The sequence below is a fragment of the Vibrio sp. R10-SG-ISO4 genome, assembly GCF_059834135.1.
This window is the reverse complement of record NZ_JCBDHJ010000008.1, coordinates 184,313-208,186: the sequence shown is the minus strand read 5'-3', so window position 1 is coordinate 208,186 and position 23,874 is coordinate 184,313. Positions and strand designations below refer to the sequence as shown.

The 23,874-nt window shown below is 47.5% G+C and carries 22 protein-coding genes; 3 read left to right on the top strand and 19 right to left on the bottom strand.

What is annotated here, in order from left to right; genetic code table 11:
- Positions 1–18 precede the first annotated feature (18 nt).
- A complete protein-coding gene (locus tag AC6R03_RS04775) occupies positions 19–624 on the bottom strand; it encodes an SEC-C metal-binding domain-containing protein (protein ID WP_500630319.1) in 606 nt (201 codons plus the stop codon).
- 104 nt (positions 625–728) lie between these two features.
- Here AC6R03_RS04775 and dusC point away from each other — a divergent pair, with 104 nt between their 5' ends.
- Positions 729–1,688 (top strand): tRNA dihydrouridine(16) synthase DusC, encoded by a 960-nt coding sequence (gene dusC / locus AC6R03_RS04770; RefSeq protein ID WP_500630320.1) that lies wholly within the window; start codon positions 729–731, stop codon positions 1,686–1,688.
- Between the two features lie 26 nt (positions 1,689–1,714).
- Here dusC and AC6R03_RS04765 read toward each other — a convergent pair whose 3' ends face one another.
- The 5 genes from AC6R03_RS04765 to cysB all read right to left on the bottom strand — a co-directional run bounded on the left by AC6R03_RS04765 (position 1,715) and on the right by cysB (position 6,870).
- A complete protein-coding gene (locus AC6R03_RS04765; RefSeq protein WP_334552559.1) occupies positions 1,715–2,509 on the bottom strand; it encodes an ABC transporter ATP-binding protein in 795 nt (264 codons plus the stop codon).
- The gene (locus tag AC6R03_RS04760; protein WP_334552560.1) at positions 2,506–3,447 is read right to left on the bottom strand and encodes an ABC transporter permease; all 942 of its coding nucleotides are present in this window, start codon (positions 3,445–3,447) and stop codon (positions 2,506–2,508) included. The genes AC6R03_RS04765 and AC6R03_RS04760 overlap by 4 nt, the downstream gene beginning before the upstream one ends.
- Positions 3,448–3,524: 77 nt before the next feature.
- The gene (locus tag AC6R03_RS04755; RefSeq protein ID WP_334552561.1) at positions 3,525–4,490 is read right to left on the bottom strand and encodes an ABC transporter substrate-binding protein; all 966 of its coding nucleotides are present in this window, start codon (positions 4,488–4,490) and stop codon (positions 3,525–3,527) included.
- Positions 4,491–4,669: 179 nt separating this feature from the next.
- Entirely contained in the window at positions 4,670–5,896 is a 1,227-nt protein-coding gene (locus AC6R03_RS04750; RefSeq protein ID WP_500630365.1) for a methyltransferase, read from the bottom strand.
- Complete coding sequence (cysB, locus tag AC6R03_RS04745) at positions 5,896–6,870, bottom strand: HTH-type transcriptional regulator CysB (RefSeq protein ID WP_334552562.1); 975 nt, start codon at positions 6,868–6,870, stop codon at positions 5,896–5,898. Before cysB ends, AC6R03_RS04750 begins: the two co-directional genes overlap by 1 nt.
- A 294-nt stretch (positions 6,871–7,164) precedes the next feature.
- Between cysB and AC6R03_RS04740 the strand changes: the two genes are divergently transcribed.
- Together AC6R03_RS04740 and miaE are read left to right on the top strand one after the other, a co-directional pair.
- A complete protein-coding gene (locus AC6R03_RS04740; protein WP_334552563.1) occupies positions 7,165–7,926 on the top strand; it encodes a DNA repair protein in 762 nt (253 codons plus the stop codon).
- Positions 7,927–7,991: 65 nt separating this feature from the next.
- A complete protein-coding gene (gene miaE / locus AC6R03_RS04735) occupies positions 7,992–8,771 on the top strand; it encodes a tRNA isopentenyl-2-thiomethyl-A-37 hydroxylase MiaE (RefSeq protein ID WP_500630321.1) in 780 nt (259 codons plus the stop codon).
- A gap of 56 nt (positions 8,772–8,827) precedes the next feature.
- Here the strand turns inward: miaE and pyrF are convergent, their stop codons facing one another.
- The 13 genes from pyrF to tig form a co-directional block, all read right to left on the bottom strand.
- Positions 8,828–9,523, bottom strand: a complete 696-nt coding sequence (pyrF, locus tag AC6R03_RS04730) for an orotidine-5'-phosphate decarboxylase (protein ID WP_500630322.1) — start codon at positions 9,521–9,523, stop codon at positions 8,828–8,830.
- A 69-nt stretch (positions 9,524–9,592) separates the two neighbouring features.
- Positions 9,593–10,762 (bottom strand): lipopolysaccharide assembly protein LapB, encoded by a 1,170-nt coding sequence (lapB, locus tag AC6R03_RS04725; protein ID WP_334552566.1) that lies wholly within the window; start codon positions 10,760–10,762, stop codon positions 9,593–9,595.
- Between the two features lie 32 nt (positions 10,763–10,794).
- Positions 10,795–11,073 (bottom strand): lipopolysaccharide assembly protein LapA domain-containing protein, encoded by a 279-nt coding sequence (locus tag AC6R03_RS04720; RefSeq protein ID WP_500630323.1) that lies wholly within the window; start codon positions 11,071–11,073, stop codon positions 10,795–10,797.
- 160 nt (positions 11,074–11,233) lie between these two features.
- Positions 11,234–11,515 carry an integration host factor subunit beta gene (gene ihfB / locus AC6R03_RS04715; protein WP_011080796.1) on the bottom strand — a complete coding sequence of 94 codons (282 nt, stop codon included), beginning with the start codon at positions 11,513–11,515 and terminating at the stop codon, positions 11,234–11,236.
- 204 nt (positions 11,516–11,719) lie between these two features.
- Positions 11,720–13,390 carry a 30S ribosomal protein S1 gene (rpsA, locus tag AC6R03_RS04710; RefSeq protein WP_334552568.1) on the bottom strand — a complete coding sequence of 557 codons (1,671 nt, stop codon included), beginning with the start codon at positions 13,388–13,390 and terminating at the stop codon, positions 11,720–11,722.
- A gap of 103 nt (positions 13,391–13,493) precedes the next feature.
- Positions 13,494–14,174: a (d)CMP kinase gene (gene cmk / locus AC6R03_RS04705; protein ID WP_334552569.1), complete on the bottom strand. Its 681-nt coding sequence runs from the start codon at positions 14,172–14,174 to the stop codon at positions 13,494–13,496.
- A gap of 329 nt (positions 14,175–14,503) precedes the next feature.
- Positions 14,504–14,836 (bottom strand): ComEA family DNA-binding protein, encoded by a 333-nt coding sequence (locus tag AC6R03_RS04700; RefSeq protein WP_334552570.1) that lies wholly within the window; start codon positions 14,834–14,836, stop codon positions 14,504–14,506.
- 160 nt (positions 14,837–14,996) lie between these two features.
- Positions 14,997–16,856, bottom strand: coding sequence for a peptidylprolyl isomerase (gene ppiD, locus AC6R03_RS04695; protein ID WP_500630324.1), 1,860 nt, complete (start codon positions 16,854–16,856; stop codon positions 14,997–14,999).
- 177 nt (positions 16,857–17,033) lie between these two features.
- Positions 17,034–17,312 carry a non-specific DNA-binding protein Hbs gene (gene hbs / locus AC6R03_RS04690; RefSeq protein ID WP_334552786.1) on the bottom strand — a complete coding sequence of 93 codons (279 nt, stop codon included), beginning with the start codon at positions 17,310–17,312 and terminating at the stop codon, positions 17,034–17,036.
- A gap of 194 nt (positions 17,313–17,506) precedes the next feature.
- Positions 17,507–19,852, bottom strand: a complete 2,346-nt coding sequence (lon, locus tag AC6R03_RS04685; RefSeq protein WP_500630052.1) for an endopeptidase La — start codon at positions 19,850–19,852, stop codon at positions 17,507–17,509.
- Positions 19,853–19,981: 129 nt separating this feature from the next.
- Positions 19,982–21,265, bottom strand: a complete 1,284-nt coding sequence (clpX, locus tag AC6R03_RS04680) for an ATP-dependent protease ATP-binding subunit ClpX (RefSeq protein ID WP_334552573.1) — start codon at positions 21,263–21,265, stop codon at positions 19,982–19,984.
- An 82-nt stretch (positions 21,266–21,347) separates the two neighbouring features.
- Positions 21,348–21,974 carry an ATP-dependent Clp endopeptidase proteolytic subunit ClpP gene (gene clpP / locus AC6R03_RS04675; RefSeq protein WP_045975254.1) on the bottom strand — a complete coding sequence of 209 codons (627 nt, stop codon included), beginning with the start codon at positions 21,972–21,974 and terminating at the stop codon, positions 21,348–21,350.
- A gap of 104 nt (positions 21,975–22,078) precedes the next feature.
- Positions 22,079–23,380: a trigger factor gene (gene tig, locus AC6R03_RS04670; RefSeq protein WP_500626083.1), complete on the bottom strand. Its 1,302-nt coding sequence runs from the start codon at positions 23,378–23,380 to the stop codon at positions 22,079–22,081.
- Positions 23,381–23,874 lie beyond the last annotated feature (494 nt).

Genomic DNA, 23,874 nt, shown 5'->3' with positions numbered 1-23,874 from the left:
ACATCTCGGTATTTTGTTCTATTGACCACAGCACTGTTTGAATTTTCGGCCGCTTTCACACGGACAAGGATCGTTTCTACCGATCGATTTGTAAGGATTGACGCTTTGCGCTTTCGCGCCGACTAATTGCTCGTCGGCCGCTTGTGCCACTTCGATCAGCATCAGATCTAATTGGTCAACCAAATCCTCTAACGCTGGCGGCGTATCGATGCCCGCTTCACGCATTTGCTGTTGGGTTTGTTCTTGATCAATGGCCAGCATCATGGTGGTCAATAGTGCCTGTAACATGCGCTCCGTGCCATCGCTCAAGGTCAGGCCTTGCCACTGGGTTTCAATCGTCGGCCACAAGGTCATGAAGCCTTCTGCCACATCGGCCAGCTGCTCATCTCGCGGCTCAGCCAGTAACGCAAGCAGTGAGTAATCATTACGTTTGATCGCACTGTACTGCGCGGTGATATGTGACTCGATAAGATTCGCATCAACCTGATCAGACAAGATCTCACCCACCCACTGCAGCGGGGCAAGTGGCTTGGTCGCTAGGTTAGCGGCCAAGGTAAGTCCTTCAATAAACAAAGGCGATTCTTCACAGGTGGCGGGGTCAAGGATTAACAATTGATAGGTCATCTAGCTTCTTTTGGATTGGGAGAAACCGTCGCATTATACCCCTAGCTAGTGACAATCGAAAGCGAACCCACTAGAATCACGCCTCCCGCAAAGAGGTGAGTGTTATGCGCGTTGTTCTTGGCCCGATGGAGGGCGTCCTTGACCATTTAATGAGAGAAATTCTCACAGATATTAATGATTACGATCTGTGCGTCACCGAGTTTGTCCGTGTCGTGGACCAATTACTGCCAGAGCACGTTTTTCATCGTCTTTGTCCAGAATTACAACAAGGCTCTCAAACCAAATCAGGCGTGCCTGTTCATGTCCAACTGCTTGGTCAAGATCCGCATTGGATGGCGGAAAATGCCCTGCGCGCAGTAGAGTTGGGTGCAAGAGGGATTGACCTTAACTTTGGCTGCCCGGCCAAGCTTGTGAATAAAAGTAAAGGTGGCGCCGCCTTATTGCAGCATCCTGAATTGATTCACAATGTCGTCAAAGCCTGCCGCGACGCAGTGGATCCGCGCGTTCCTGTCAGCGCCAAAATCCGTTTAGGTTGGGAGAACCCGGAAGATTGCTTCGAGATTGTTGATGCCATTCAATCGGCCAACGCCGATGAGCTCACTGTGCATGCGCGCACCAAAACGGGCGGCTACAAAGCGAGTGAAATTAAGTGGGAGTATATTGACCAGATTCGACAACGTTTTTCTATCCCACTGATCGCCAACGGCGAGATCTGGAACTATCAAGATGGCCAAGCGTGTATCGAGACGACTGGAGTCGATTCACTCATGGTTTGCCGAGGCGCCTTCAACGTGCCCAATCTTGGCAACGTGGTCAAACACAATCACGCCCCAATGCCTTGGGAAGACGTCGTCAAGCTGCTACTGGTCTATTCGCAGTATGAGATGAAAGGCGATAAAGGGCTCTACTACCCGAACCGCGTGAAGCAGTGGTTCTCTTACTTGCGTCAGCAATACCCGCAAGCTGATGCTCTGTTTCGCGAAATTCGAACCTTCAACAAAGCTCAGCCTATCGTTGATCATATTGAGCGTTATCAAGCAACGCTGTTAGAAAATGCATCCTAGAGAAACACTCTCTAGGATGCATGCCGTTAATTGAGCAGTAGACTGTCGTCGGCCAACTCTTCGCCCCGTACTTTGGTGAACATCTCGAGCAAATCAGGCACTGTCATGCCCGCTCGTTGCTGACCTTGAACATCGAGTACAATTTCACCTTGGTGGAGCATCACAGTGCGATCGCCACACGCAAGTGCATCTTTCATCGAATGCGTTACCATCATGACGGTCAAGTTGAACTCACTGACAATGGTTTTGGTCAAATCAATAATGAACGCGGCCATACGTGGGTCCAGCGCGGCGGTGTGTTCATCAAGCAAGAGTAACTTGCTGTCCGATAAAGTGGCCATCACCAAGCTGACTGCTTGCCTCTGCCCGCCAGACAAAAGACCAATGTTATCACCCAAGCGGTCTTCCAACCCTAAGCCCAAAATGCTGATGCGCTCTTGAAACAGACGACGCCGTTTGCTCGACAAGGAGAGACTCCAACCGCGCTTTTTGCCTCGCATATAGGCCAGCGCCATGTTCTCTTCAATGGTGAGCTCACCACAAGTGCCTGCCAACGGATCTTGGAACACGCGCGCACATTGACTGGCGCGCTGGGAAACCGTTTGTCTTGTCACATCCAGTTCATCAATCACTACTTGTCCACCCACCATAGGTGTTTCACCGGTGACGGCACCAAGCAGCGTCGATTTACCCGCACCGTTTGAGCCGATCACGGTTAAAAACTGATGCTGAGGTACCTCAAGATCGACACCTCTTAGCGCGCGATTTTCCAAAATGGTCCCTGGGTTAAAGGTGACTTGAATATCTTTTAGCCGAATCATGCGACGCCTCCATTGCTATCGTTTTGCTTTGACGCCCGTGGTGCCTCGGCAGGACTAGGCTTTTTTGCCTTTATGTTGCCTTTCAACTTCGGTGCAATCAGTGCTAGCGCAACCAATACTGCTGTCACTAAGTTAAGATCAGAAGCTTGTAAACCGAACATGCCAGAGCTGAGCGCAAAGGCGACAGCCAAACGGTAGAGCACAGAGCCGACGATCACCGCTACCACCGCGACCCAAATTCGTCGACCCGGGATCAAAGTTTGACCAAGAATCACCGCCGCGAGACCGACAACGATCGTTCCGACCCCGGAGGTCACGTCGGCAAAGCTATTGGTCTGCGCAAACAAGGCCCCCGCGAAACCCACGAATCCATTGGATAGAGCAAGGCCAAAATAGGTGTAAAAGGAGGTGCTTGCACCTTGTGCTGAGACCATGCGCGCATTGACACCCGTCGCTCTCAGCCCTAAACCGAAATCACTGTTGAGCAGTCGAATGACGAACCATGCAGATAACAGCACCAACACGCCCACTAACAGCGGTCGAACCAACATGGGATCGCCCATCGTTTCGAACGGTGTCAGAATGGTATCTTCACCCAACAACGCCATGTTAGGGCGACCCATGATGCGAATATTGATCGAAAATGCGGCGATCATGGTGAGTATCGACGCCAACAGATGCAAGATGCCACAGCGCACGGCAAGAAAGGCCGTGACCCACCCTGTCATCGCTCCGGCAACAATAGCCATAAAGGTTGCAACCCAAGGGTTAATGCCCGCAACTATCGCAGTCGCCGCCACGGCGGCTCCCATAGGAAAGCTACCATCAACACTTAGGTCAGGAAAATCAAGTACACGAAAGGTAAGGTACACGCCAAGTGCCACAAGGCCGTAGATCAATCCAATCTCAAGTGCACCAAAAAAAGCGAAAGCAGACATAAAAACTCCCTTTTCTGCTAATACTCTCCGTTTTTCAGGTGAGAGGTGAGGGAGAACGGGCCTCCCTCGTCAGTGAATTACTTCACGCTTGTCGCTCGTTCAATCACGGCGCTAGGAATCGTGACGCCGAGTTTATCAGCCGCCGTTTTGTTAACCACGAGGTCAGAGCCTTTCGCCACTTTGACATCCAATGTCCCTGGCTCAGCGCCTTCTAGAATCGCGGCGACATAATCGGCAGTTTGCACGCCGACTTGGTAGTAATCAAAGCCCAAGCTTGCAATCGCACCTTTTTCTACATAGGAAGTTGCTCCGCCTAACACGGGTGTTTTCGCTTGGTTTGCCGCCACGATCATACCTTCGATCGCGCTGGCAACGGTGTTATCGGTCGGTGCGTAAATTACGTCAGATTTGGCCGCAATGGCTTGTGTCGCTGACTGAACGTCCGCACTTTTCAGCGCCGTCGCTTCGACCACCGTTAGGCCTTTTTCCGCAGCGGCCTCTTTTAACAGCTCGACTAACGTCACCGCATTGGCTTCACCTGGGTTAAACACCACACCAATAGACTTGGCTTCAGGTAAGATCTCTTGGATAAGCTCAACATGCTGCTTGACAGGCGAGAGGTCGGAAAGACCGGTGACATTCTTGCCCGGTTGTTCCAGTTGCTTAACCAGTTTCGCGCCCACTGGATCCGTGACCGCCGTAAATACCACTGGAATGTTACGCGTTGCCGACACCAAGGCTTGCGCCGTCGGCGTTGCAATGCCTACCAATACATCTGGGTTTTCACCAACAAACTGACGAGCGATCTGAACGGCAATCGCTGGGTTACCTTGTGCGGTTTTATAATCGAATTCTAGGTTTTCGCCCTGTTTGTACCCTTTCGCTGCCAAACCATCTAATAGACCTTGACGAGTCGCATCAAGCGCTGGGTGTTCAACGATCTGTGAAACGGCAACCGTAGCAGTTTTCGCTGCAATAGAGGTTGCATTAAGAAGCGCCGCACTGGCCAGTACTGCGGTGGCAAAGATTTTACCTGCTTTCATCTTAACTCCTTGATATAAGCAATAACGATGTTGTGTTTGTAATTAATGAGGGTGTGCTTGTAATAGTTATACCCATGCTTCATGTATGAGCATGGTATTCATTATTACCAACAAGGTGATGAAAAAGGAAGCAACTTTTAACAGCGCAGTAACAAAAAAGAGAGGCGGGTAGACTTCAGTCACGACTGACGTTCAGCATGGATTAAAATGTTGCGCGGCGTGGTTTCTCTCGAACAAAATTCGCCTACGTAGACGCGGTATCCGTTCTGCTCTAGGTAGAGCGCTTTGTCCATCACTAACCACAGTTCAAGCACACGGCGAAAAACTTGCAGACAAAGACTCAATCGCTCCATCTGCCAATAACGCCTCATCCCCTGCTGTTCATAGTCAGCAAAGTCAACGCTCGGTAATTCTATCCCCTTTTGTTGACATGCCCAGTGACAAAACGACTCAAAGCCTTCGGATAACTGTGATTTTTTTACACTGGGGATCGGCTCATAGTGACGATAATCCAACGCTTGACGAAACAGACAATCGAGACCTAATCGATACCTCATTTCCAGTTGGCGATGGCGTTTGACTCGCTCGCCGCCAGTCACGGTTTCTTGTAGCGGGATCCGCAGTTCTTGCTGGGTTAATCCAAGGCTTGATGCCTTTCCTTGAGCCGAGAGAGCTTGATAGGTCTCACCTTCGATTAAATGATAACAGCAAGGTGATAAGGTTATAGCGGGCAGCTTTGCGGCAATTGACTTGTGCATGAGTGAAACGTGTAAATCACCACACGCGTGAAGCGCCACCGCGTGTTGATTGTGCTTAAGTATCGATTGGCTTTCGTTGCTCAATGCATCGCCTTGAACAAACGTCATCGTCAAGCCCATCTGATCCGCTTCCGCTTGCCCAGATAAACAGAGAGCCGCTTGGTACTCGAAACTGGTGACGTTTTGCTGAGATTGACTCGCCAAGATACGGCCGAGATAACCTTTACCCGAACACCACTCCAACCATTCATCGCCTTTGTGATGCGCCAGCGCTGCGCTGCCCATTAAGGTGATCTGTCGAAGTTTTCTGCCGGGGATCCCTTTGTCTAATCCGCGAGGCAGTGACATGCTCTCAACATCTGTCGATAGATGGCTCGCGGTCGGTAGTGAATAGGGCGATAAATCGGTAAGCGCTTTGATACTGCCTAGCTCAGGAAAATGTGGCGTCATCGCGGCGAGCAGCGCATCGGTATCCGATTTGTACTGCTCAATCTCCTCATCCGACAAGGCATTTAACCAATGGCAAAGATCGGGGTTGATCGCTTGCCAAGGTAGAGAAGAGGCGCTGCTCGCGAGAAAAGGCTCAAAACGCCAATAGACTTGATGTTGGCGTAAATAGTCATCCAGCGCTTGGAAATGCCTCTCGATCATCGCACTGGCAGTTCGATGTCTTTAAACATCTCTTCAATTTCGGCGTTGGATTTTAACGTCAGAGCTTGCTCAACCACAGGGCGAGTCAAGTGTGGCGCAAAGCGCTCCATAAAATCAAACATGTAAGAGCGCAAGAAGGTACCACGACGGAACCCGATACTGGTGGTGCTGGCGCCAAAGATGTGGCTTGCATCGATGGAAACCAAATCGGTATCCTGAGTTTTGTCAATCGCCATGCTGGCAATCACGCCGACTCCCATGCCCATTTTTACATAGGTTTTAATCACATCTGCATCGGTCGCAGTGAACACGACTCTTGGCGTTAAACCAACCTTATTAAAGGCCGTGTCGAGCTCAGAGCGGCCTGTGAAGCCGAAGACGTAAGTCACCAGAGGGTATGAGGCAAGATCTTGAATGGTCACCTGAGCTTTCTGCGCCAATGGGTGATTTTTAGGTACCACAATAGAGCGATTCCAGTGGTAACACGGCAACATGATAGCATCTTGGTAAAGGTGCAGTGCTTCCGTCGCAATGGCAAAGTTGGCAGTGCCTTTCGCAATCGCTTCTGACATTTGCGAAGGGGTGCCTTGGTGCATGTGAAGGGAGACTTTAGGGTATCGCGCCGTAAACCCTTTGATCACATCCGGCAAGGCATAACGCGCTTGGGTATGGGTCGTTGAGATATTGAGCGTGCCCATCTCCGGGTGAGTGTGCTCACCGGCGACCGCTTTGATGCTTTCAACGCGCGCGAGGATCTCTTGAGAAATACGAATAATGTCTTGGCCCGCGCCCGTTACCTGGGTAAGGTGTTTGCCGCTGCGCTCAAATATTTGAATGCCGAGTTCATCTTCAAGTAATCGTACTTGTTTACTGATGCCAGGCTGCGATGTATAAAGACTTTCCGCCGTCGCGGAGACATTCAAATTGTGATTGACCACCTCAACAATGTACTTCAATTGTTGTAATTTCATTCTCGACCTCGTATTCCCTTACCTACGCACGGCAAGTGCCAACATATTTTATAATATTTAGTTATAACGCCTCTAGGCTTAAAATAATAGTCCTATGCTTTAAATGCGACGCAAAAGCATAACCAAATTGGATTCAAGCGGATGTTTTGCAAGCAGAGGCACAGATTTGCTCAGCAGTTGATGTTTTTCATTACTTTAAATAATCTGTTGAGTAATAATATAAAAAAGTGTCTAGCGGCGATGGATCATGTATCCTTAACTGCTAACCATGACGGAACATAAGATACGGAATTTATGAATATTGGTTTAATCATAGCGCTCGTTGCCATCTTGTTGGTTCTCGTTCTTGGCTACAACATTATGCTTCAGTATAAAGTGAAAGTTGAAACGGCCAAGAAACAAGAAAGCTCACGTTACCTGCAAATCATTGATGCAACAGAAGAACTTATCGGTCACGCGCACCACCTTCCTTATAGTAAAGAGCTACTCGTTTGCTTAAACAATCGTATCTTAGATTCATTGCAAAGCATGTATGAACTGGATCCGAAGAACAAACAATTGGAACAGCGTGTTGAATCCGTCAAACAACAAATTGCTCAATTGAAAAATAGTGAGTCAGGTGAGAGTACCGCTTTCAAGGTGCCAACCAGTGACAAACAAGCCATTGTGATGCTTAAGCTAGTGAAACGTCTTCGTGATACCGTTCGCAGCGAACATAACAAAGGACGCCTAGACACTCAGACTTTCGTCACTGAGAACGCGCGTCTGGAAACCATTCAGATTCGCATCAATATCGAAAATGTTATCAAACGTTCCAACGATGCCATCGTACGTGGCCAACCGGGTACCGCGATTCAACTGCTGCGCAAAGGCTTGGATGCATTAAGCACCAAAAATGACGCTTACTCCAACCAAGCGAGAGAAAAGCTGCAGGAGATGTATGATCAGCTTGAGCAGAAACGTCAATCACGCAACGCGGAAGAGTTACACCAAATCGAAGAGAAAGAACGTCAAGACGATATGGACGTGCTCTTTGGTGCCAAGAAAAAATGGTAATATAATCAGTTATCACCCTTTTCAAAGGTCGCGGTTGCGACCTTTTCTATTTAAACAGATACCCCATGTCAGATTTAGCTCAATACCAGGATTTACTCTCTCCCATCCATCAATTTCTTCATTGTCACACCCCGGACGAGTGGGTCAACGAAGCAAGTAAACCAGAGAACCTAAAAACCGTGTTGATCGACCACTTGCTTTGCGAGCTAAAGGCAGGTCAGTCGGCGATGTACTTGATTCGAAAGTATGCGGTCGACCCATCGAGTGCGACTGCGTTACTTGAATGGTTCAAGCCCTATGAAGATTTCGCCTATCGTCAAACGGGTAACCTAGAGACACTGAAAGGCAAAAGCAACATTACCAAGTCAATCATGGCGAAATCGGATTCAGCCTACAGCCAAGCGCTGATCGATAAGATGGTGTTACTGATCAAAGAAGAGTTGCACCACTTCTATCAGGTGCTGGAAATCATGGAACAACGAGGAATCACGTACGAGCCGATTCCTGCCAGCCGATACGCAAAAGGCCTTATATCAGAGATGGCAACGCATGAGCCGCAAACACTGATCGATAAATTGATCATTGGCGCATATATCGAGGCGAGATCGTGCGAACGTTTTGCCAAACTGGCGCCATTAATGGATGAAGATATTGGTAAGTTTTATATTTCCCTGCTCCGCTCAGAAGCGCGTCATTATCAAGACTATCTCGTGCTCGCTGAGGAGATCGCAGGCAAAGACATCTCAGATCGCATTCACTATTTTGGTCAGAAAGAAGCCGCGCTTATTTCATCACCCGATGCTGATTTTAAGTTCCACAGTGGCGTACCACTTTGCGCCGAATAACCCCAAGAACGCACAAGGCCAGCAATTTGCTGGCCTTGTTAGTCATACACTATGATTTAAGCCAATGTGGCGTTGATCTCTGCCAACACCGCCGCAGGGTCGCTCGCCTGCGTGATAGGGCGACCAATCACCAGATAATCTGACCCTGCTTGAATGGCATCAACAGGCGTCATAATACGCTTCTGATCCCCCACTGCTGCGCCCGCTGGTCTAATGCCTGGTGTGACCAATTTAAAGTCACGACCCAACTCACTCTTAAGCATGCTCGCTTCTTGCGCCGAACAAACAACACCGTCCAGCCCAGAATTTTTAGTGAGCGTTGCAAGGCGTACCACTTGCTCTTTAGGCGCGACATCCAATCCAATGCCCGCGAGATCTTGCTGCTCCATACTCGTTAGTACAGTAACTCCGATGAGCAGCGGGCGATCTTTGTCATAAGGCTCCAGTATCTCGCGTGATGCCGTCATCATGCGTTCACCGCCACTGGCGTGAACATTGACCATCCATACCCCCATCTCAGCAGCAGCGCGAACGGCCTTGGAGCAGGTGTTCGGAATGTCGTGAAACTTGAGGTCGAGAAAAACAGAAAAGCCGCGCTTGTGCAGCTCATTGACGAAATTGGGACCAAAGAGAGTAAACATCTCTTTACCAACTTTGAGTCGGCAAGACGCTGGGTCGATTTTATCAACAAAAGCCAGTGCGTCAGCTTGGTTGTCATAATCCAGCGCAACTATCACTTTTTGGTCGATCATTTCATCTCCTAATGTATCTATAAGTCGAAAAAAAGCAGCGGGATCGCCGCTGCATTTAAAAATTTATGGCTATTCGCCATCCAATCCTCGAATGGGCTTAATCGTGCCCCACCCTTTACATGATGGACAATGCCAATAGAGGGAGTGGGTTGAAAATCCGCATTTACGGCAACGATAGTGAGGCTTCACTTTTAACTGTTCACCCACCAACTTTTGCAGGGTTGCCAAGCTCGCTTTCGCGCGGCCCTCTTCTGCCTCCGCTAGATGATAATCCATCAAGCGATAAAAACCTTTCATTGTTGGGTTTTTAACCAGCTGCCTTGTGAGCAATTCTTGCGCAGCTCCTGCGCCTTCATGCTTGGCCACCAACTGAGCCAGCATCAGTTCCGCTGACACACCCGCTTTGTTGGTAATACAACGGCGCAAAAAATCCAATAGCGCTTCTTGATCACCAATATGGTGATAGCACTCCGCCAACGTCGGCAACACTTCACTGACAAAGTCGCTGTCTTGTTCAAGCACTTGTTCAAGGTAGTGAATGGTTTCAGCGTAATTTTCAGCATCAAGAAATAGACGCCCGAGCGCCAAAGAGGCTCGTACGCATTTGGGGTCTTCAGATAAAGCGCGCTTATAATGTTGCGTGGCTTTGTCGATGTTCCCCTCGAGCTTTTCTTGCGCTGCAAGCTCACACCAAAAATGCGCGATGCTACTGCGCATACGCTTACGCCCCATCTTAACGAGAAGCGTGGCGTATTCTATTGCTTTGCCCCACTCTCGTGTCTGCTGATAAATCGCGACCAGTTGGCCTAATGCCGCTTCTCTATGATCGGGCTCGTCCACGAGTTGTTCAAAAATCTTTTCCGCTCTATCGAGAAAACCCGACGCCATGTAATCTTTGGCTAACTGCTGCAACGCGATATTTTTCTGGTCGATGGTCAGCCCTGAACGTGAGATAAGATTTTGGTGAATACGAATCGCTCTATCCACTTCACCACGAGAGCGAAAGAGATTACCTAATGCTAAATGGGTATCTATGGTTTCATTGTCAACTTGGAGCAGTTCGATAAAGTGGTCGACCGCCTTATCGGACTGATCGGACAGCAACAAGTTTAGACCCGTCACGTACTGACGGGAAATCTGATTGGACTGTTTCTGCTTGTCTTGCTGGGCACTACGGTTACCCATATACCAACCGTAAGCGGCGGCAATTGGCAATAACAAGAAGAGTATTTCTAACATCGAGTGAAGAGCCTACCTAACGACTAAGTGTATTATGCGTTTGACTGCTCTGGTGTCGATTCAGCCGGAGAGAGTTTCTTGACCTGGCGTTTGAGTTTACGAACTTCAAGCTGAGAGCGTAAATGTAAACTGCCAAAGATGATCCAAGCAATCACAAAGCCAACGACAAATACCACGCCAAGTAGGGTTGAAAGATGGAATTCACCTTGAGCTAATAAGTAATTGAAGTTCACAACCTCTTGGTTTTGCGAACCTAATGCCAGCGCGACAAGAAACAGAGCCAGTACGATAACAATTTTTATAATTTTCATCTTCTATCACCTGAATGGACAAACGCTGCTACGATTATGCAGTAAAACCACTGAACAAACCATGGTTATCTCGGGTTTTCATTTTATAAAAAAACGGCATACCTAATGTATGCCGTTTTTTTATACTGCCTTCATCCGCTATGAATAAGGCAGTGAAAATCTATCCAATATTTACGCGTTCACGTAATTCTTTGCCCGGTTTAAAGTGGGGAACATACTTACCTTCGAGTTCCACTTTATCGCCTGTCTTTGGATTGCGACCCACACGAGGCTCACGGTAGTGCAAAGAAAAACTGCCAAAACCACGAATTTCAATGCGGTCACCACTTTCCAGTGTTGACGCCATGTGCTCGAGAATATCTTTTACCGCATCTTCAATTTCTTTTGCTGAAAGATGGGTCTGCTCAGCACAGAGTCTTTCTATCAATTCAGACTTAGTCATAGTATCCCTCGTAGAGTAATTTATCATTTATTATAGTTACTAATAGTAGTTCCAACAAACACTTGCTATCAATTTTAGACAAGATTTCGTCAGTTTGTGTAGTCTTCGCGACAATTTCGTACGATTTCTACAAATTGGACACTAGGTCACTGATAGGCAATAAAAAAGGAGCCTTTCGGCTCCTTTTTCTAACTATCGACGAGATTACTCGCCTTTAGCTGCTTTGAAAGCGTCAGCCATAGCATTACCGAATGAAGCATCGTCTGCTTTGTTCAGTGTAGCCATTGCTTCTTGCTCTTCAGCTTCGTCTTTCGCTTTGATAGACAAGTTGATTACGCGGTTCTTACGGTCAACGCCAGTAAATTTCGCTTCAACAGTGTCACCAGCGCTTAGGATTAGAGAAGCGTCTTCTACGCGGTCACGTGAAACTTCAGATGCGCGGATGTAACCTTCTACGCCTTCTTCAAGCTCGATAGTTGCACCTTTAGCGTCTACTGCAGTTACAGTACCGTTAACTAGAACGCCTTTCTTCTTCTCTGCAACGTAAGCATTGAATGGGTCATTTTCCATTTGCTTAACGCCTAGAGAGATACGCTCACGCTCTGCGTCTACTGCTAGAACAACTGCAGAGATCTCGTCGCCTTTCTTGTACTCACGAACCGCTTCTTCACCAGCAACGTTCCAAGAGATATCAGATAGGTGAACTAGACCGTCGATGCCGCCTTCTAGACCGATGAAGATACCGAAGTCAGTGATAGACTTGATCTTACCAGTTACTTTGTCGCCTTTAGCTTGCGCTTCAGCGAAAGACTGCCAAGGGTTAGCTTTACACTGTTTCAGACCTAGAGAGATACGACGACGCTCTTCGTCGATTTCAAGAACCATAACCTCAACTTCGTCGCCAACATTAACAACTTTAGATGGGTGGATGTTCTTGTTAGTCCAATCCATTTCAGAAACGTGTACTAGACCTTCAACGCCTTCTTCGATTTCAACGAAACAGCCGTAGTCAGTTAGGTTAGTTACGCGACCAGATAGTTTGTGACCTTCTGGGTAACGCTTAGCGATTGCTACCCATGGATCTTCGCCTAGCTGCTTAAGACCTAGTGATACGCGAGTACGCTCACGATCGAACTTAAGAACTTTAACTTGGATCTCGTCACCAACGTTTACGATCTCAGAAGGGTGCTTAACGCGCTTCCAAGCCATGTCAGTGATGTGTAGTAGGCCGTCAACGCCGCCTAGGTCTACGAATGCACCGTAGTCAGTAAGGTTCTTAACGATACCTTTAACTTCTGCGCCTTCTTGTAGAGTTTCTAGAAGCTCATCACGCTCAACGCTGTTCTCAGACTCGATTACCGCACGGCGAGAAACAACAACGTTGTTACGCTTCTGGTCAAGCTTGATAACTTTGAACTCTAGCTCTTTGTTTTCTAGGTGAGCAGTGTCACGGATAGGACGTACGTCTACTAGAGAACCTGGAAGGAAAGCACGGATACCGTTTAGTTCAACAGTGAAACCGCCTTTAACTTTACCGTTGATGATACCAACAACAGTTTCAGCTTCTTCGTAAGCTTTCTCAAGTACGATCCAAGCTTCGTGACGCTTCGCTTTCTCGCGAGAAAGTTGAGTTTCACCGAAACCATCTTCAACAGCGTCTAGCGCTACGTCTACTTCAGCACCCACTTCAACTTCAAGTTCGCCAGCAGCGTTCTTGAACTGTTCTGCAGGGATAGCAGACTCAGACTTAAGACCAGCGTCAACAAGAACGAAACCGTTCTCGATAGCTACTACAGTACCTTTAACGATGCTGCCTTGTTGGAATTCTGTTTCGTTTAGAAACTCTTCAAAGAGTTGAGCAAAAGATTCAGTCATTTAGTTAATCTTCAATAAATTAAACGTCCACGGGTGTCCTACCACATGGGGTTATTAAATTCGCTAGTCATCATCCATGCGACCAACGCTCTTACCTAGCCGCCTAAGCGACTAGCTTCGATTCGATATATTGTAGTGCCTTTTCTACCACTTCGTCGATACTCATCGAGGTAGAATCGAGCAAAAGCGCATCCTCTGCCGGGCGCAATGGCGCCACAGGGCGATTACGATCTCTGTCGTCTCGCTCTTGGATCTCGCTCAAAAGGTCGTCAAATTTAACATCTAAGCCCTTGCCTTGCAACTGTTTGAGGCGACGATTCGCTCGCTCTTCAGCGCTGGCATCGAGAAAAATCTTCACCTCAGCTTGAGGAAAAACGACAGTGCCCATGTCACGGCCATCGGCCACTAAACCCTTGCCCTCAGCAAAGGCGCGTTGGCGTCTCAGTAGCGCTTCTCGTACACGTGGTAAAGCGGCCACTTTTGATGCGGCCATACCTGTCTCTTCTTTGCGAAGTTCGCGAGAAACATCTTCCCCTTCAAGAATAACGCGCACCAAATCGCCTTCTGCAACGAACTGGACATCAAGATGAGTCGCAATCGGCACCAGTGCATCTTCAGATTCTAAATCGACACCATGATGAATAGCAGCCAAGGCTAATACGCGATAGATCGCGCCAGAATCGAGAAGATGAAAGCCTAATTTTTTTGCTAACAGCATGCAAAGCGTGCCTTTACCCGCACCACTTGGTCCATCAACGGTCACGACCGGTGTATGAGACGACATGTTTTACTCCAAGTCTATTGACGGTCACCGCGGTGATCTCCACAAAACACACGTTCAAATGGCAATGGCTCATGATTAAAACGTGACAACGTTGAAGTGAAGAGCAAAGTGCGTTGACCTTGAAATTCGGCGACAAATTATATACTCATACGCGTATTTTCGCTAGGCGGGATCGGGTGATAGTGCATTTAATTGGATATTGTTACAGAATGAAAATCTTTATCAGCTATAAAGAAGTGAATAAAAACCTACTAGAACTGCTGAGAGTGGGCATTCCTCTCTAGTAGGTTATTGATGCTTAAAAGGTCACATCGGTTGAACGATCACGCTCAAAGCTTTATGCGATCCGCATTTTTTGTCACGATCGCCTCACCAATCCCTTTTACCTGGGTGAGATCATTGGCTGCACTAAACTTTCCGTTTGCTTGTCGATACTCTACGATAGCCTGAGCTTTCTTTATCCCAACCCCTGAGAGCAAATCGGCCAATTCTTCTGCACTGGCTTGATTGATGTTAACCGTTATTTCTATTCCCTCATACTTATCTGGTTGCTTTTGCTCATTGGCAAAAGAGAGTGGACTGGTCACAAAACACAGCGTAATCGCTGCGACAGAAAAGACGCTTTTCAAGCGTGCTAAAAGTGGGGATGCTTTCCCTCGCATAGGATCTCCTTAGTTCACTGAATTACCGCTACTAGAGTAACGTGCGTATCCTCAGGAGAAAGTGCGAAAAGTAGAAAACATAACGGGCTGCAGATGCAGCCCGTTATGATGAGATTATCAATTACACGGTTAGCGTGCGATGCCTCGCACGCCAGCGGGATTATTGAGCCACCGCGTAATACTCGATATCGTAGGTTTTACGAAGAATACTCACCAGTCCACTGAGTTCTTGTTGTGAACTCGTCTGAAGCAGTTGATTACCAATTTGAGTATTAAATTGAGCGTCGTACTCACTCGAGACTTGGCTTAATTCAACGATCACAATGTCGCCATTAAGGTCTTTGGTCTGAGCGTAATGAACTTCACCCGCTGCAGGTTTTGGCAACGCAAATACCGTCTGAGCATAAGGAGAACTGCGATCGATGGTTTCTACGTCTGAGAACGCCAGGCCATTCTCTTCCAATAGTGATGCGTCGCCTTGCTCTAACTGTTCGGTCATCGCTTTAGCAAGTTCAATGGCATTTTGTTCACCTTTGACTTTAGCTAGCGACACCATCAACTGTTCGCGGACTTCACTAAGCGGCAGCAGTGTTTCATCACGACTCTCTTCAACACGCACCACGATAATGTGCTCTGGAGCAATCTCAATCGCTTCTGAGTTGAGGCCGTCTTCTTTCACTTCAGGGCTCATGATGGCTTGCATGACGGCTGCCGATCTTAGCACCTCAGGCGCGTCCACTTGCGAGATGAAATCCGTCGTTGTGATTGTGGCGCCAATCGCTTTTGCTGCATCATCCAGTGAATCTGGGTACTCAAAGGCGACTTTTTCTAACTCACTTTGCAGTTCGTAGAATTGATCGATGGCCTGCTGATCGGTGAGCTCTTGCTTAATAGACGCACTAACCTCTTCGAATGGCTTAGCGACCGCGTCTTTTCGCTCATCAAGCTTAATGACGTGGTAACCAAAATCTGACTTCACTAAACCTGAAATTTCACCTTCATTTTCCAAAGCAAAGGCCGCTTCTTCAAAGGCGGGATCCATCACATCACGCTCTATGAAACCCAGTGAACCGCCCTCTTCTGCACTGCCAAAGTCGTCTGACTTTTCTTGTGCCAAAGTAGCAAAATCTGCACCCGCTTGTAGCTCGTCTAAAATTGCCTGCGCTTTGACTTCATCATCACCTTGGATAAGGATATGACTCACTTTACGCTGCTCATCAGAAGAGTATTTATCGAGATGCTCTTCATAGTACTGCTTCGCTTGCTCATCGCTGATCTCAATCGATTCCTTAAGCGCCTGAGCAGACAGTTCGATGTACGCAACTTTTACTTGCTCTGGGCGAGTGTAACGCTCAGGGTTTTGTTCGTAATAGGCCTGAATCTCTTCTTCAGACAGATTCGCTTTGTTGGCAAACTCTTCTAGAGAGAGTGTGACCTTTTTAATATCACGAGTTTGAGTCAACAGTTGGCCCTGTGCTTCCATTTCATTATCAAGCACAAAGTCACTGCTCTGGATGGCAGTCAGTAACTGATTACGCACTAAGTCACGACGCAAGTACTCAGCAAAACTTTCAGCACTGAAGCCCGCACGACGCAACGCAGATTGGTAGATGTCCTGATCGAACTTGCCATCAATTTGGAACTGAGGCATGTCCAAAATGAGCGTACGAACCTGAGCATCGCTCACGCGTAGCCCCAATGACTCAGCATGCTGCTCTAGCAACGCATCGTTGACCATTCGATCCAACACAGATTTGCGGAAAGATTGCACATAACTTGGGTCAGCCAACAGGTTTGAGAAGTAATCGCCAAGCTGAGCTTGCATTCGGTTACGTTCGTTTTGGTAAGCCTGTTCAAACTCACCACGACCAATCTCAACATTCCCTACTTTTGCTGCTGAATTGTTTGAGCCACCGACAATGTAGCTACCCACACCTGCAAAAACGAAAGATAGGATGATAAGCCCTAGGATAATTTTAACCGCGATGCTGTTCACGCCCTCGCGTAATCGGTCCATCATACTGAAACTACTCTCCGCTTGTACTCTGCCCAAGATGCTTATATTTTGAGCAGCAAGTACTTAATTGAACTAAAAAAACTATTAGCGCGATAATACCAGAAAAAGAAATGCGCATCAGTAGGATGCGCATAATTTAAAAAGGTTCGAAAAAACTGCAAATGCAGTCAAATTTCTGAATTAGTTACAAGCGTCTTTTAGAGCTTTACCGGCTTTGAATGCGGGTACTTTCGCTTCTGCGATTTGGATTTCTTCACCCGTCTTAGGGTTACGACCTGTGCGAGCTGCACGAGTACGTACGCTGAATGTGCCAAAGCCAACTAATGCGACTTGATCACCAGACTGTAGAGTGTCACCTACAGCTTCGATGAAAGCGTCTAGTGCGCGACCTGCTGAAGCTTTAGATAGGTCTGCGTTTTCTGCGATTTTTTCTACTAATTGTGTTTTATTCACTGTGATTCCCCTTTGTGCCGCCTGTTTTATTTTTAATGAGACAGCTGTGTTCCATTTTCATTTCCAAATATAAGCGCAAGCCTTATCAGACAAGGGCTGGCGCTTTAAGAGCTAACGTTAGCGCCCAAAAAAAACGCTGACAAGCCTTTTTCGGCTAATCAGCGTAATCTTTTACTTATTTTTGCTGCACATCACTCTTTTTAGTGAGCAAATTCAACACCTGACGGGTCTTTTTCGAGTGCGACTTTCAGGACTTCATCAATCCATTGAACCGGAATCACTTTCAGATCCGCGATGACGTTACTTGGAATCTCTTCCAAATCGCGTTCATTGTCTTTTGGAATAAGAACCGTTGTAATACCACCACGGTGCGCCGCCAGCAGTTTTTCTTTCAAACCACCAATCGGCAAAACTTCACCACGCAGCGTGATCTCACCTGTCATGGCCACCTCAGCTTTGACTGGGTTGCCCGTCAAGCTAGACACCAAAGCGGTACACATCGCGATACCGGCGCTCGGACCATCTTTAGGCGTGGCACCTTCAGGTACGTGGACGTGAATATCACGCTTTTCGTAAAAGTCAGAGTTGATACCCAAGCTTTCAGCGCGCGAACGTACCACGGTCATCGCAGCTTGAATCGATTCCTGCATGACATCACCCAATGAACCGGTTTGAGTCAACTTACCTTTACCTGGCATCGATTGGGTTTCGATGGTTAACAGGTCACCGCCGACTTCCGTCCACGCTAATCCTGTTACCTGTCCAATACGATTACTGTCTTCCGCTTTACCGTAATCATGGCGCTGAACACCTAGATACTCTTTGAGGTTATCCATGCTCACCGTCACTTTCTTCAAATCCGGTTTGAGCAGAATGTTCTTCACCGCTTTACGACAGATCTTCGAAATTTCACGCTCTAAGCTACGCACACCCGCTTCACGCGTGTAGTAGCGAATAATGCCGATGATCGCTGAGTCTTCAATGTCAATCTCACCCGCTTTCAAACCGTTTCGCTTGATCTGCTTGTCGACCAAGTGACGTTTCGCAATGTTAAGCTTTTCATCTTCGGTGTAACCCGACAAACGAATCACTTCCATACGGTCAAGCAGTGGCCCCGGAATGTTCATTGAGTTTGAGGTGGCAACAAACATCACATCGGACAGATCGTAATCCACTTCTAAGTAGTGGTCATTGAATGCGTTGTTTTGTTCAGGGTCGAGAACCTCAAGGAGCGCCGATGACGGATCACCACGCATATCCGATGACATTTTGTCGATTTCATCCAGCAAGAACAGCGGGTTTTTCACCCCCACTTTGGACATTTTCTGAATCAACTTGCCTGGCATGGAACCAATGTAGGTTCTGCGGTGACCACGGATTTCCGCTTCATCACGTACCCCACCTAACGCCATACGCGTGTATTTACGCCCGGTAGCCGCTGCGATAGAGCGACCTAGCGACGTCTTACCCACACCTGGAGGACCAACGAGACACAGGATAGGTCCTTTCAATTTATTGATGCGATTTTGCACCGCCAAATATTCAAGAATGCGCTCTTTCACTCGCTCTAAGCCGTAGTGATCTTCGTTGAGCACTTCTTCTGCTTTGGCGAGGTTTTTCTTCACTTTCGAGCGCTTGTTCCATGGCACACCAATCATCCAATCGATGTAACCACGAACCACGGTCGCTTCTGCCGACATTGGCGACATCATCTTCAGCTTTTGCAGCTCTTGCTCAGTCTTCTCACGCGCTTCTTGCGGCATTTTCGCTTCAGCAATTTTTTGCTTGAGCGTCTCAAATTCGTCAACACCGTCTTCAGACTCGCCCAGCTCCTTCTGAATCGCTTTCATTTGCTCGTTCAGATAGTATTCGCGCTGCGACTTTTCCATCTGCTTCTTAACGCGTGTACGAATACGCTTTTCAACTTGAAGCAAATCGATTTCTGATTCCATCTGCCCCATCAAAAACTCTAGACGCTCTGTGACATCAAGAATTTCCAACACACTCTGTTTTTCAGCCAGCTTGAGTGGCATGTGCGCTGCAATCGTATCCGCCAGACGTGCGGCTTCATCGATGCCACTTAACGAAGTTAGAACTTCAGGTGGGATTTTTTTGTTGAGCTTGATAAAGCCTTCGAACTGGTTGATCGCGCTGCGAACGATCACTTCTTGCTCTCGCTCGTCCAGTGGCTCAGTCAACAAAAATTCTGCATCTGCAGTGAAGAACTCTTCTTCATAAAACTGATGGATTTTCGCGCGCTGCTGACCTTCGACCAGTACTTTCACCGTACCGTCAGGGAGCTTAAGCAGCTGCAAAATGGTGGCGACCGTTCCTACCTCAAACAGATCGTCTTTCGTGGGTTCGTCGGTGTCAGCTTCTTTTTGTGCCACCAACAAGACTTGCTTGTCGTTGTCCATTGCAGCTTCTAGGCACGCAATCGACTTTTCACGACCAACAAACAAAGGAATTACCATATGCGGGTAAACCACTACATCTCTTAGAGGTAGTACGGGGATCTCGATACGTTCGGAACGTTCCAAGTTCATATTCTTCTCTCTTCCGCTTAGTCTTATGAGCAGTATATGGGGGCTAATTGGTTGGATTCAATGGAAGAATAAAAAAAAGGGAGTAATTGATTACTCCCTTTCTTACACCATCTTAGTTTGTGAATCCGATTAAGATTCAGCGCCAGCGGCTTGGTTATCGGCGTTGCTATAAATCAGCAACGGATCCGATTCGCCTTTAATCACTGACTCATCAATCACGACTTTGCTGACGTCGTTCATTGATGGCAATTCGTACATGGTCTCAAGCAGAACACTCTCGAGGATAGAACGAAGACCACGAGCACCTGTTTTACGCTCCATGGCTTTCTTCGCAATCGCACGCAATGCATCTTCACGGAATTCAAGCTCAGCATCTTCTAGTTCGAACAGTGCCGCGTACTGCTTGGTTAATGCGTTCTTAGGCTCGCACAAGATCTGAATCAAGGCTTCTTCGTCAAGCTCAGTCAACGTCGTCGTTACAGGAAGACGACCAATGAACTCAGGAATTAAGCCGTATTTAACCAAATCTTCAGGCTCCACTTGAGTGAACAGCTCACCCACGGTTTTGGTTTCATCTTTTGAACGCACTTCTGCGCCAAAACCGATACCTGTGCCTGTTGCGACGCGCTGCTCAATCACTTTATCCAAGCCGGCAAATGCGCCGCCACAGATAAAGAGGATTTTGGAGGTATCCACTTGCAAGAACTCTTGCTGTGGATGCTTACGACCCCCTTGAGGAGGAACGGATGCGACCGTACCTTCAATCAATTTAAGCAACGCTTGCTGCACACCTTCACCCGACACGTCGCGGGTAATTGAAGGGTTTTCCGCTTTACGCGAAATTTTATCGATCTCATCGATATAAACGATACCACGTTCTGCTTTCGCCACGTCGTAATCGCATTTTTGCAGCAGTTTTTGGATGATGTTTTCTACGTCTTCGCCCACGTAACCCGCTTCTGTCAGCGTGGTCGCGTCAGCCATAGTAAATGGTACATCAAGGAAACGTGCTAACGTTTCTGCAAGCAGTGTTTTACCACTACCCGTTGGACCAATTAGAAGGATGTTACTCTTACCTAGCTCAACACCTTCACTGGTCGTGTCCCCATTACGTAAACGCTTATAGTGGTTATAAACGGCTACTGCTAACACTTTTTTAGCGTAATCTTGGCCAATCACATAATCATCAAGGTGGGCACGGATCTCGCGCGGCACCGGTAGTGCTTCTGACTGTTTTTTCGGAAGCACGTCTTTGATTTCTTCACGGATGATGTCATTACATAAGTCGACACATTCATCACAGATGTAAACTGACGGACCAGCGATCAGCTTGCGAACTTCGTGCTGGCTTTTGCCGCAGAAAGAGCAGTAAAGAAGCTTACTACTACCGCTCTCTTTGCTTTTATCTGTCATTCGCTAACCTCTTAGCCTTTACTCTTTATGATTTGAGTGTACATCAAATCATTCATAATTGCGCAGAACAATTTGCTCTGGCTTATTCACCGCGATGCGTCAATACCGCATCCACCAAACCATATTCAACGGCTTGTTCGGCTGCCATAAAGTTGTCACGGTCGGTATCACGTTCAATCACTTCAAGCGGTTGACCCGTGTGCTCTGCTAGCAACTTATTGAGCTTTTGCTTGATGGTCAAAATTTCTTGCGCATGAATTTGGATATCTGACGCTTGTCCTTGGAATCCGCCCAGCGGTTGGTGAATCATCACGCGTGAGTTAGGCAGTACATAACGCTTGCCTGGCGCACCACCAGCAAGCAGGAAGGCCCCCATAGAACACGCTTGTCCCATACAAACGGTACTGACGTTAGGCTTGATGAACTGCATGGTGTCATAGATTGACATACCCGCAGTCACACTGCCGCCTGGCGAGTTGATATAGAGGAAGATGTCTTTATCAGGATTTTCAGATTCTAAGAAAAGCAGCTGTGCCACGACAAGGTTTGCCATATGGTCTTCCACTTGACCAGTCAGGAAAATTACACGCTCTTTAAGTAGACGTGAATAAATGTCGTAGGAACGTTCACCTCGGGAAGTTTGTTCAACCACCATGGGTACTAGCGCGTCTAGAATTGGCGACATTGCATTTTTTTCTTGGTAGCTCATATTCTTATGTCCCTAAAATAAATGGCCCGGATGATAATATCATACGGACCATTGTTAGCAGAATAGTCGACGCTTAGTCAACTACCTACGCAAGATATTGCCTATTAAGCTGGCTGCTGGTTCATAAGCTCGTTGAAGCTTACTGCTTTCTCAGAAACCTGAGCTTTAGCGATGATAGCGTCGATTGCTTGCTCTTCTAGAGCAACGTTGCGCATGTTGTTCATCATTTGCTCGTTTTGCTCGTAGTAAGCAACCACTTCAGTTGGATCTTCGTACGCTGTCGCCATCTCTTCGATCAGTGCTTTCACTTTCTCGTCGTCAGCTTTTAGCTCTTCAGACTTGATCACTTCACCTAGAAGAAGACCAACGACAACGCGACGCTTCGCTTGTTCTTCGAACAGTTCACGTGGAAGCTGTTCAGCGGCTTCTGGGTTGCCACCGAAACGTTGAGCCGCTTGCTGACGTAGAGTACCAATTTCTTGGTCGATCAGCGCTGCTGGTACGTCGATGTCGTTCTCTTTCACTAGACCGTCGAGCGCTTGCTCTTTGATGCGGTTTTTAACCGCTTGCTTCAGCTCACGCTCCATGTTCTTACGAACTTCCGCTTTCAGAGCATCAACACCGCCTTCTGCTACACCGAACTTAGCAACAAACTCGTCGTTTAGCTCAGGCAGTTCACGCGCTTCAACTTTGCTCAGTTTGATAGCGAATTTCGCTGCTTTACCTTTTAGGTTTTCAGCGTGGTAATCTTCTGGGAAAGTCACGTCGATTTCGAATTCCATACCTGCAGTCTTACCTGCGATACCGTCTTCAAAACCTGGGATCATGCGACCTGCGCCCATTTCTAGAGGGAAGTTCTCTGCTTTACCGCCTTCGAACTCTTCGCCGTCGATAGAACCAACGAAGTCGATAGTCGCACGCTTGCCTTCTTCTGCAGCTTCGTCAACTTCTTTCCAAGTTGCCTGTTGCTTACGCAATGTGTCGATCATCTCTTCAACGTCTGCGTCTTGAACTTCAGTTGTTGGTTTTTCAACAGTGATGTTCTCTAGACCTTTCAGTTCAACTTCTGGGTAAACTTCAAACGTTGCAGTGAAAACTAGGTCTTCGCCTTCTTTTGCTTCTACTGGAGCGAAAGTTGGAGCGCCTGCTGGGTTGATCTTCTCTTTAACGATCGCTTCGATGAAGTGGCGTTGCATCACTTCACCCATTACGTCTTGACGTACCGCTTTGCCGTACATCTGAGCAACCATTTTTAGAGGCACTTTGCCTTTACGGAAACCATCGAAACGACGGTTTTTTGCGATGTTGCGTAGTTCAGCTGTTACAGCATCTTCGATGTTAGCAGCAGGAACAGTAATGTTTAGACGACGCTCTAGGCCCTCTAGCGTTTCAACAGTAACTTGCATTATTCAATAACCTCAATACAGGCTCAGCTAAGCTGAGCTTATGTTCCTTATTAGCAGAGCAGAGTGTCACCACCGCACGCCACTAATTCGGTCCATCCTTTGTGTGCTCGATGAACACATTTCGTAATTCGAGTATCGGTAACCAACAATGTGGACTACCGGACTAATCAGCGATCTCTTCTCACCACACTAAAAAGCGAGGTCAAAGCCATCTCCAATTAGTCTCAGGACAAAAATTTAGACGCAGCATTCTACCGACCCGATGCATAGCTGTCGAGCTAATCGCAGTGATACGGGCTGCATTCTCCTAAAAACCCACTTAAGTGCTAAAAAAAGCATCAATATGACGGCCTTTGATAGCAGAAATGGGGACATTAATTGGTTTTTCAAGATTCACTAGCGTTTTTTTATTTATAGACTGAAAAACTAGATCCAAGTCCGGTTTTGCTGCGCAATTTCGTTAATAACTTAAACACTCCAGTAACAAAAAACAG

Bases quoted from the DNA above. Each gene is read 5' to 3' on its own strand.
- ihfB (WP_011080796.1), bottom strand. From the start codon at position 11,515: ATGACTAAGTCTGAATTGATAGAAAGACTCTGTGCTGAGCAGACCCAT.
- tig (WP_500626083.1), bottom strand. From the start codon at position 23,380: ATGCAAGTTACTGTTGAAACGCTAGAGGGCCTAGAGCGTCGTCTAAAC.
- AC6R03_RS04740 (WP_334552563.1), top strand. From the start codon at position 7,165: ATGAATATTGGTTTAATCATAGCGCTCGTTGCCATCTTGTTGGTTCTC.
- miaE (WP_500630321.1), top strand. From the start codon at position 7,992: ATGTCAGATTTAGCTCAATACCAGGATTTACTCTCTCCCATCCATCAA.
- lon (WP_500630052.1), bottom strand. From the start codon at position 19,852: ATGAACTTGGAACGTTCCGAACGTATCGAGATCCCCGTACTACCTCTA.
- clpP (WP_045975254.1), bottom strand. From the start codon at position 21,974: ATGAGCTACCAAGAAAAAAATGCAATGTCGCCAATTCTAGACGCGCTA.
- AC6R03_RS04700 (WP_334552570.1), bottom strand. From the start codon at position 14,836: ATGCGAGGGAAAGCATCCCCACTTTTAGCACGCTTGAAAAGCGTCTTT.
- AC6R03_RS04720 (WP_500630323.1), bottom strand. From the start codon at position 11,073: ATGAAAATTATAAAAATTGTTATCGTACTGGCTCTGTTTCTTGTCGCG.
- rpsA (WP_334552568.1), bottom strand. From the start codon at position 13,390: ATGACTGAATCTTTTGCTCAACTCTTTGAAGAGTTTCTAAACGAAACA.
- cysB (WP_334552562.1), bottom strand. From the start codon at position 6,870: ATGAAATTACAACAATTGAAGTACATTGTTGAGGTGGTCAATCACAAT.
- cmk (WP_334552569.1), bottom strand. From the start codon at position 14,174: ATGTCGTCTCATACACCGGTCGTGACCGTTGATGGACCAAGTGGTGCG.
- clpX (WP_334552573.1), bottom strand. From the start codon at position 21,265: ATGACAGATAAAAGCAAAGAGAGCGGTAGTAGTAAGCTTCTTTACTGC.
- AC6R03_RS04765 (WP_334552559.1), bottom strand. From the start codon at position 2,509: ATGATTCGGCTAAAAGATATTCAAGTCACCTTTAACCCAGGGACCATT.
- lapB (WP_334552566.1), bottom strand. From the start codon at position 10,762: ATGTTAGAAATACTCTTCTTGTTATTGCCAATTGCCGCCGCTTACGGT.
- dusC (WP_500630320.1), top strand. From the start codon at position 729: ATGCGCGTTGTTCTTGGCCCGATGGAGGGCGTCCTTGACCATTTAATG.
- AC6R03_RS04760 (WP_334552560.1), bottom strand. From the start codon at position 3,447: ATGTCTGCTTTCGCTTTTTTTGGTGCACTTGAGATTGGATTGATCTAC.
- ppiD (WP_500630324.1), bottom strand. From the start codon at position 16,856: ATGATGGACCGATTACGCGAGGGCGTGAACAGCATCGCGGTTAAAATT.
- AC6R03_RS04755 (WP_334552561.1), bottom strand. From the start codon at position 4,490: ATGAAAGCAGGTAAAATCTTTGCCACCGCAGTACTGGCCAGTGCGGCG.
- pyrF (WP_500630322.1), bottom strand. From the start codon at position 9,523: ATGATCGACCAAAAAGTGATAGTTGCGCTGGATTATGACAACCAAGCT.
- AC6R03_RS04775 (WP_500630319.1), bottom strand. From the start codon at position 624: ATGACCTATCAATTGTTAATCCTTGACCCCGCCACCTGTGAAGAATCG.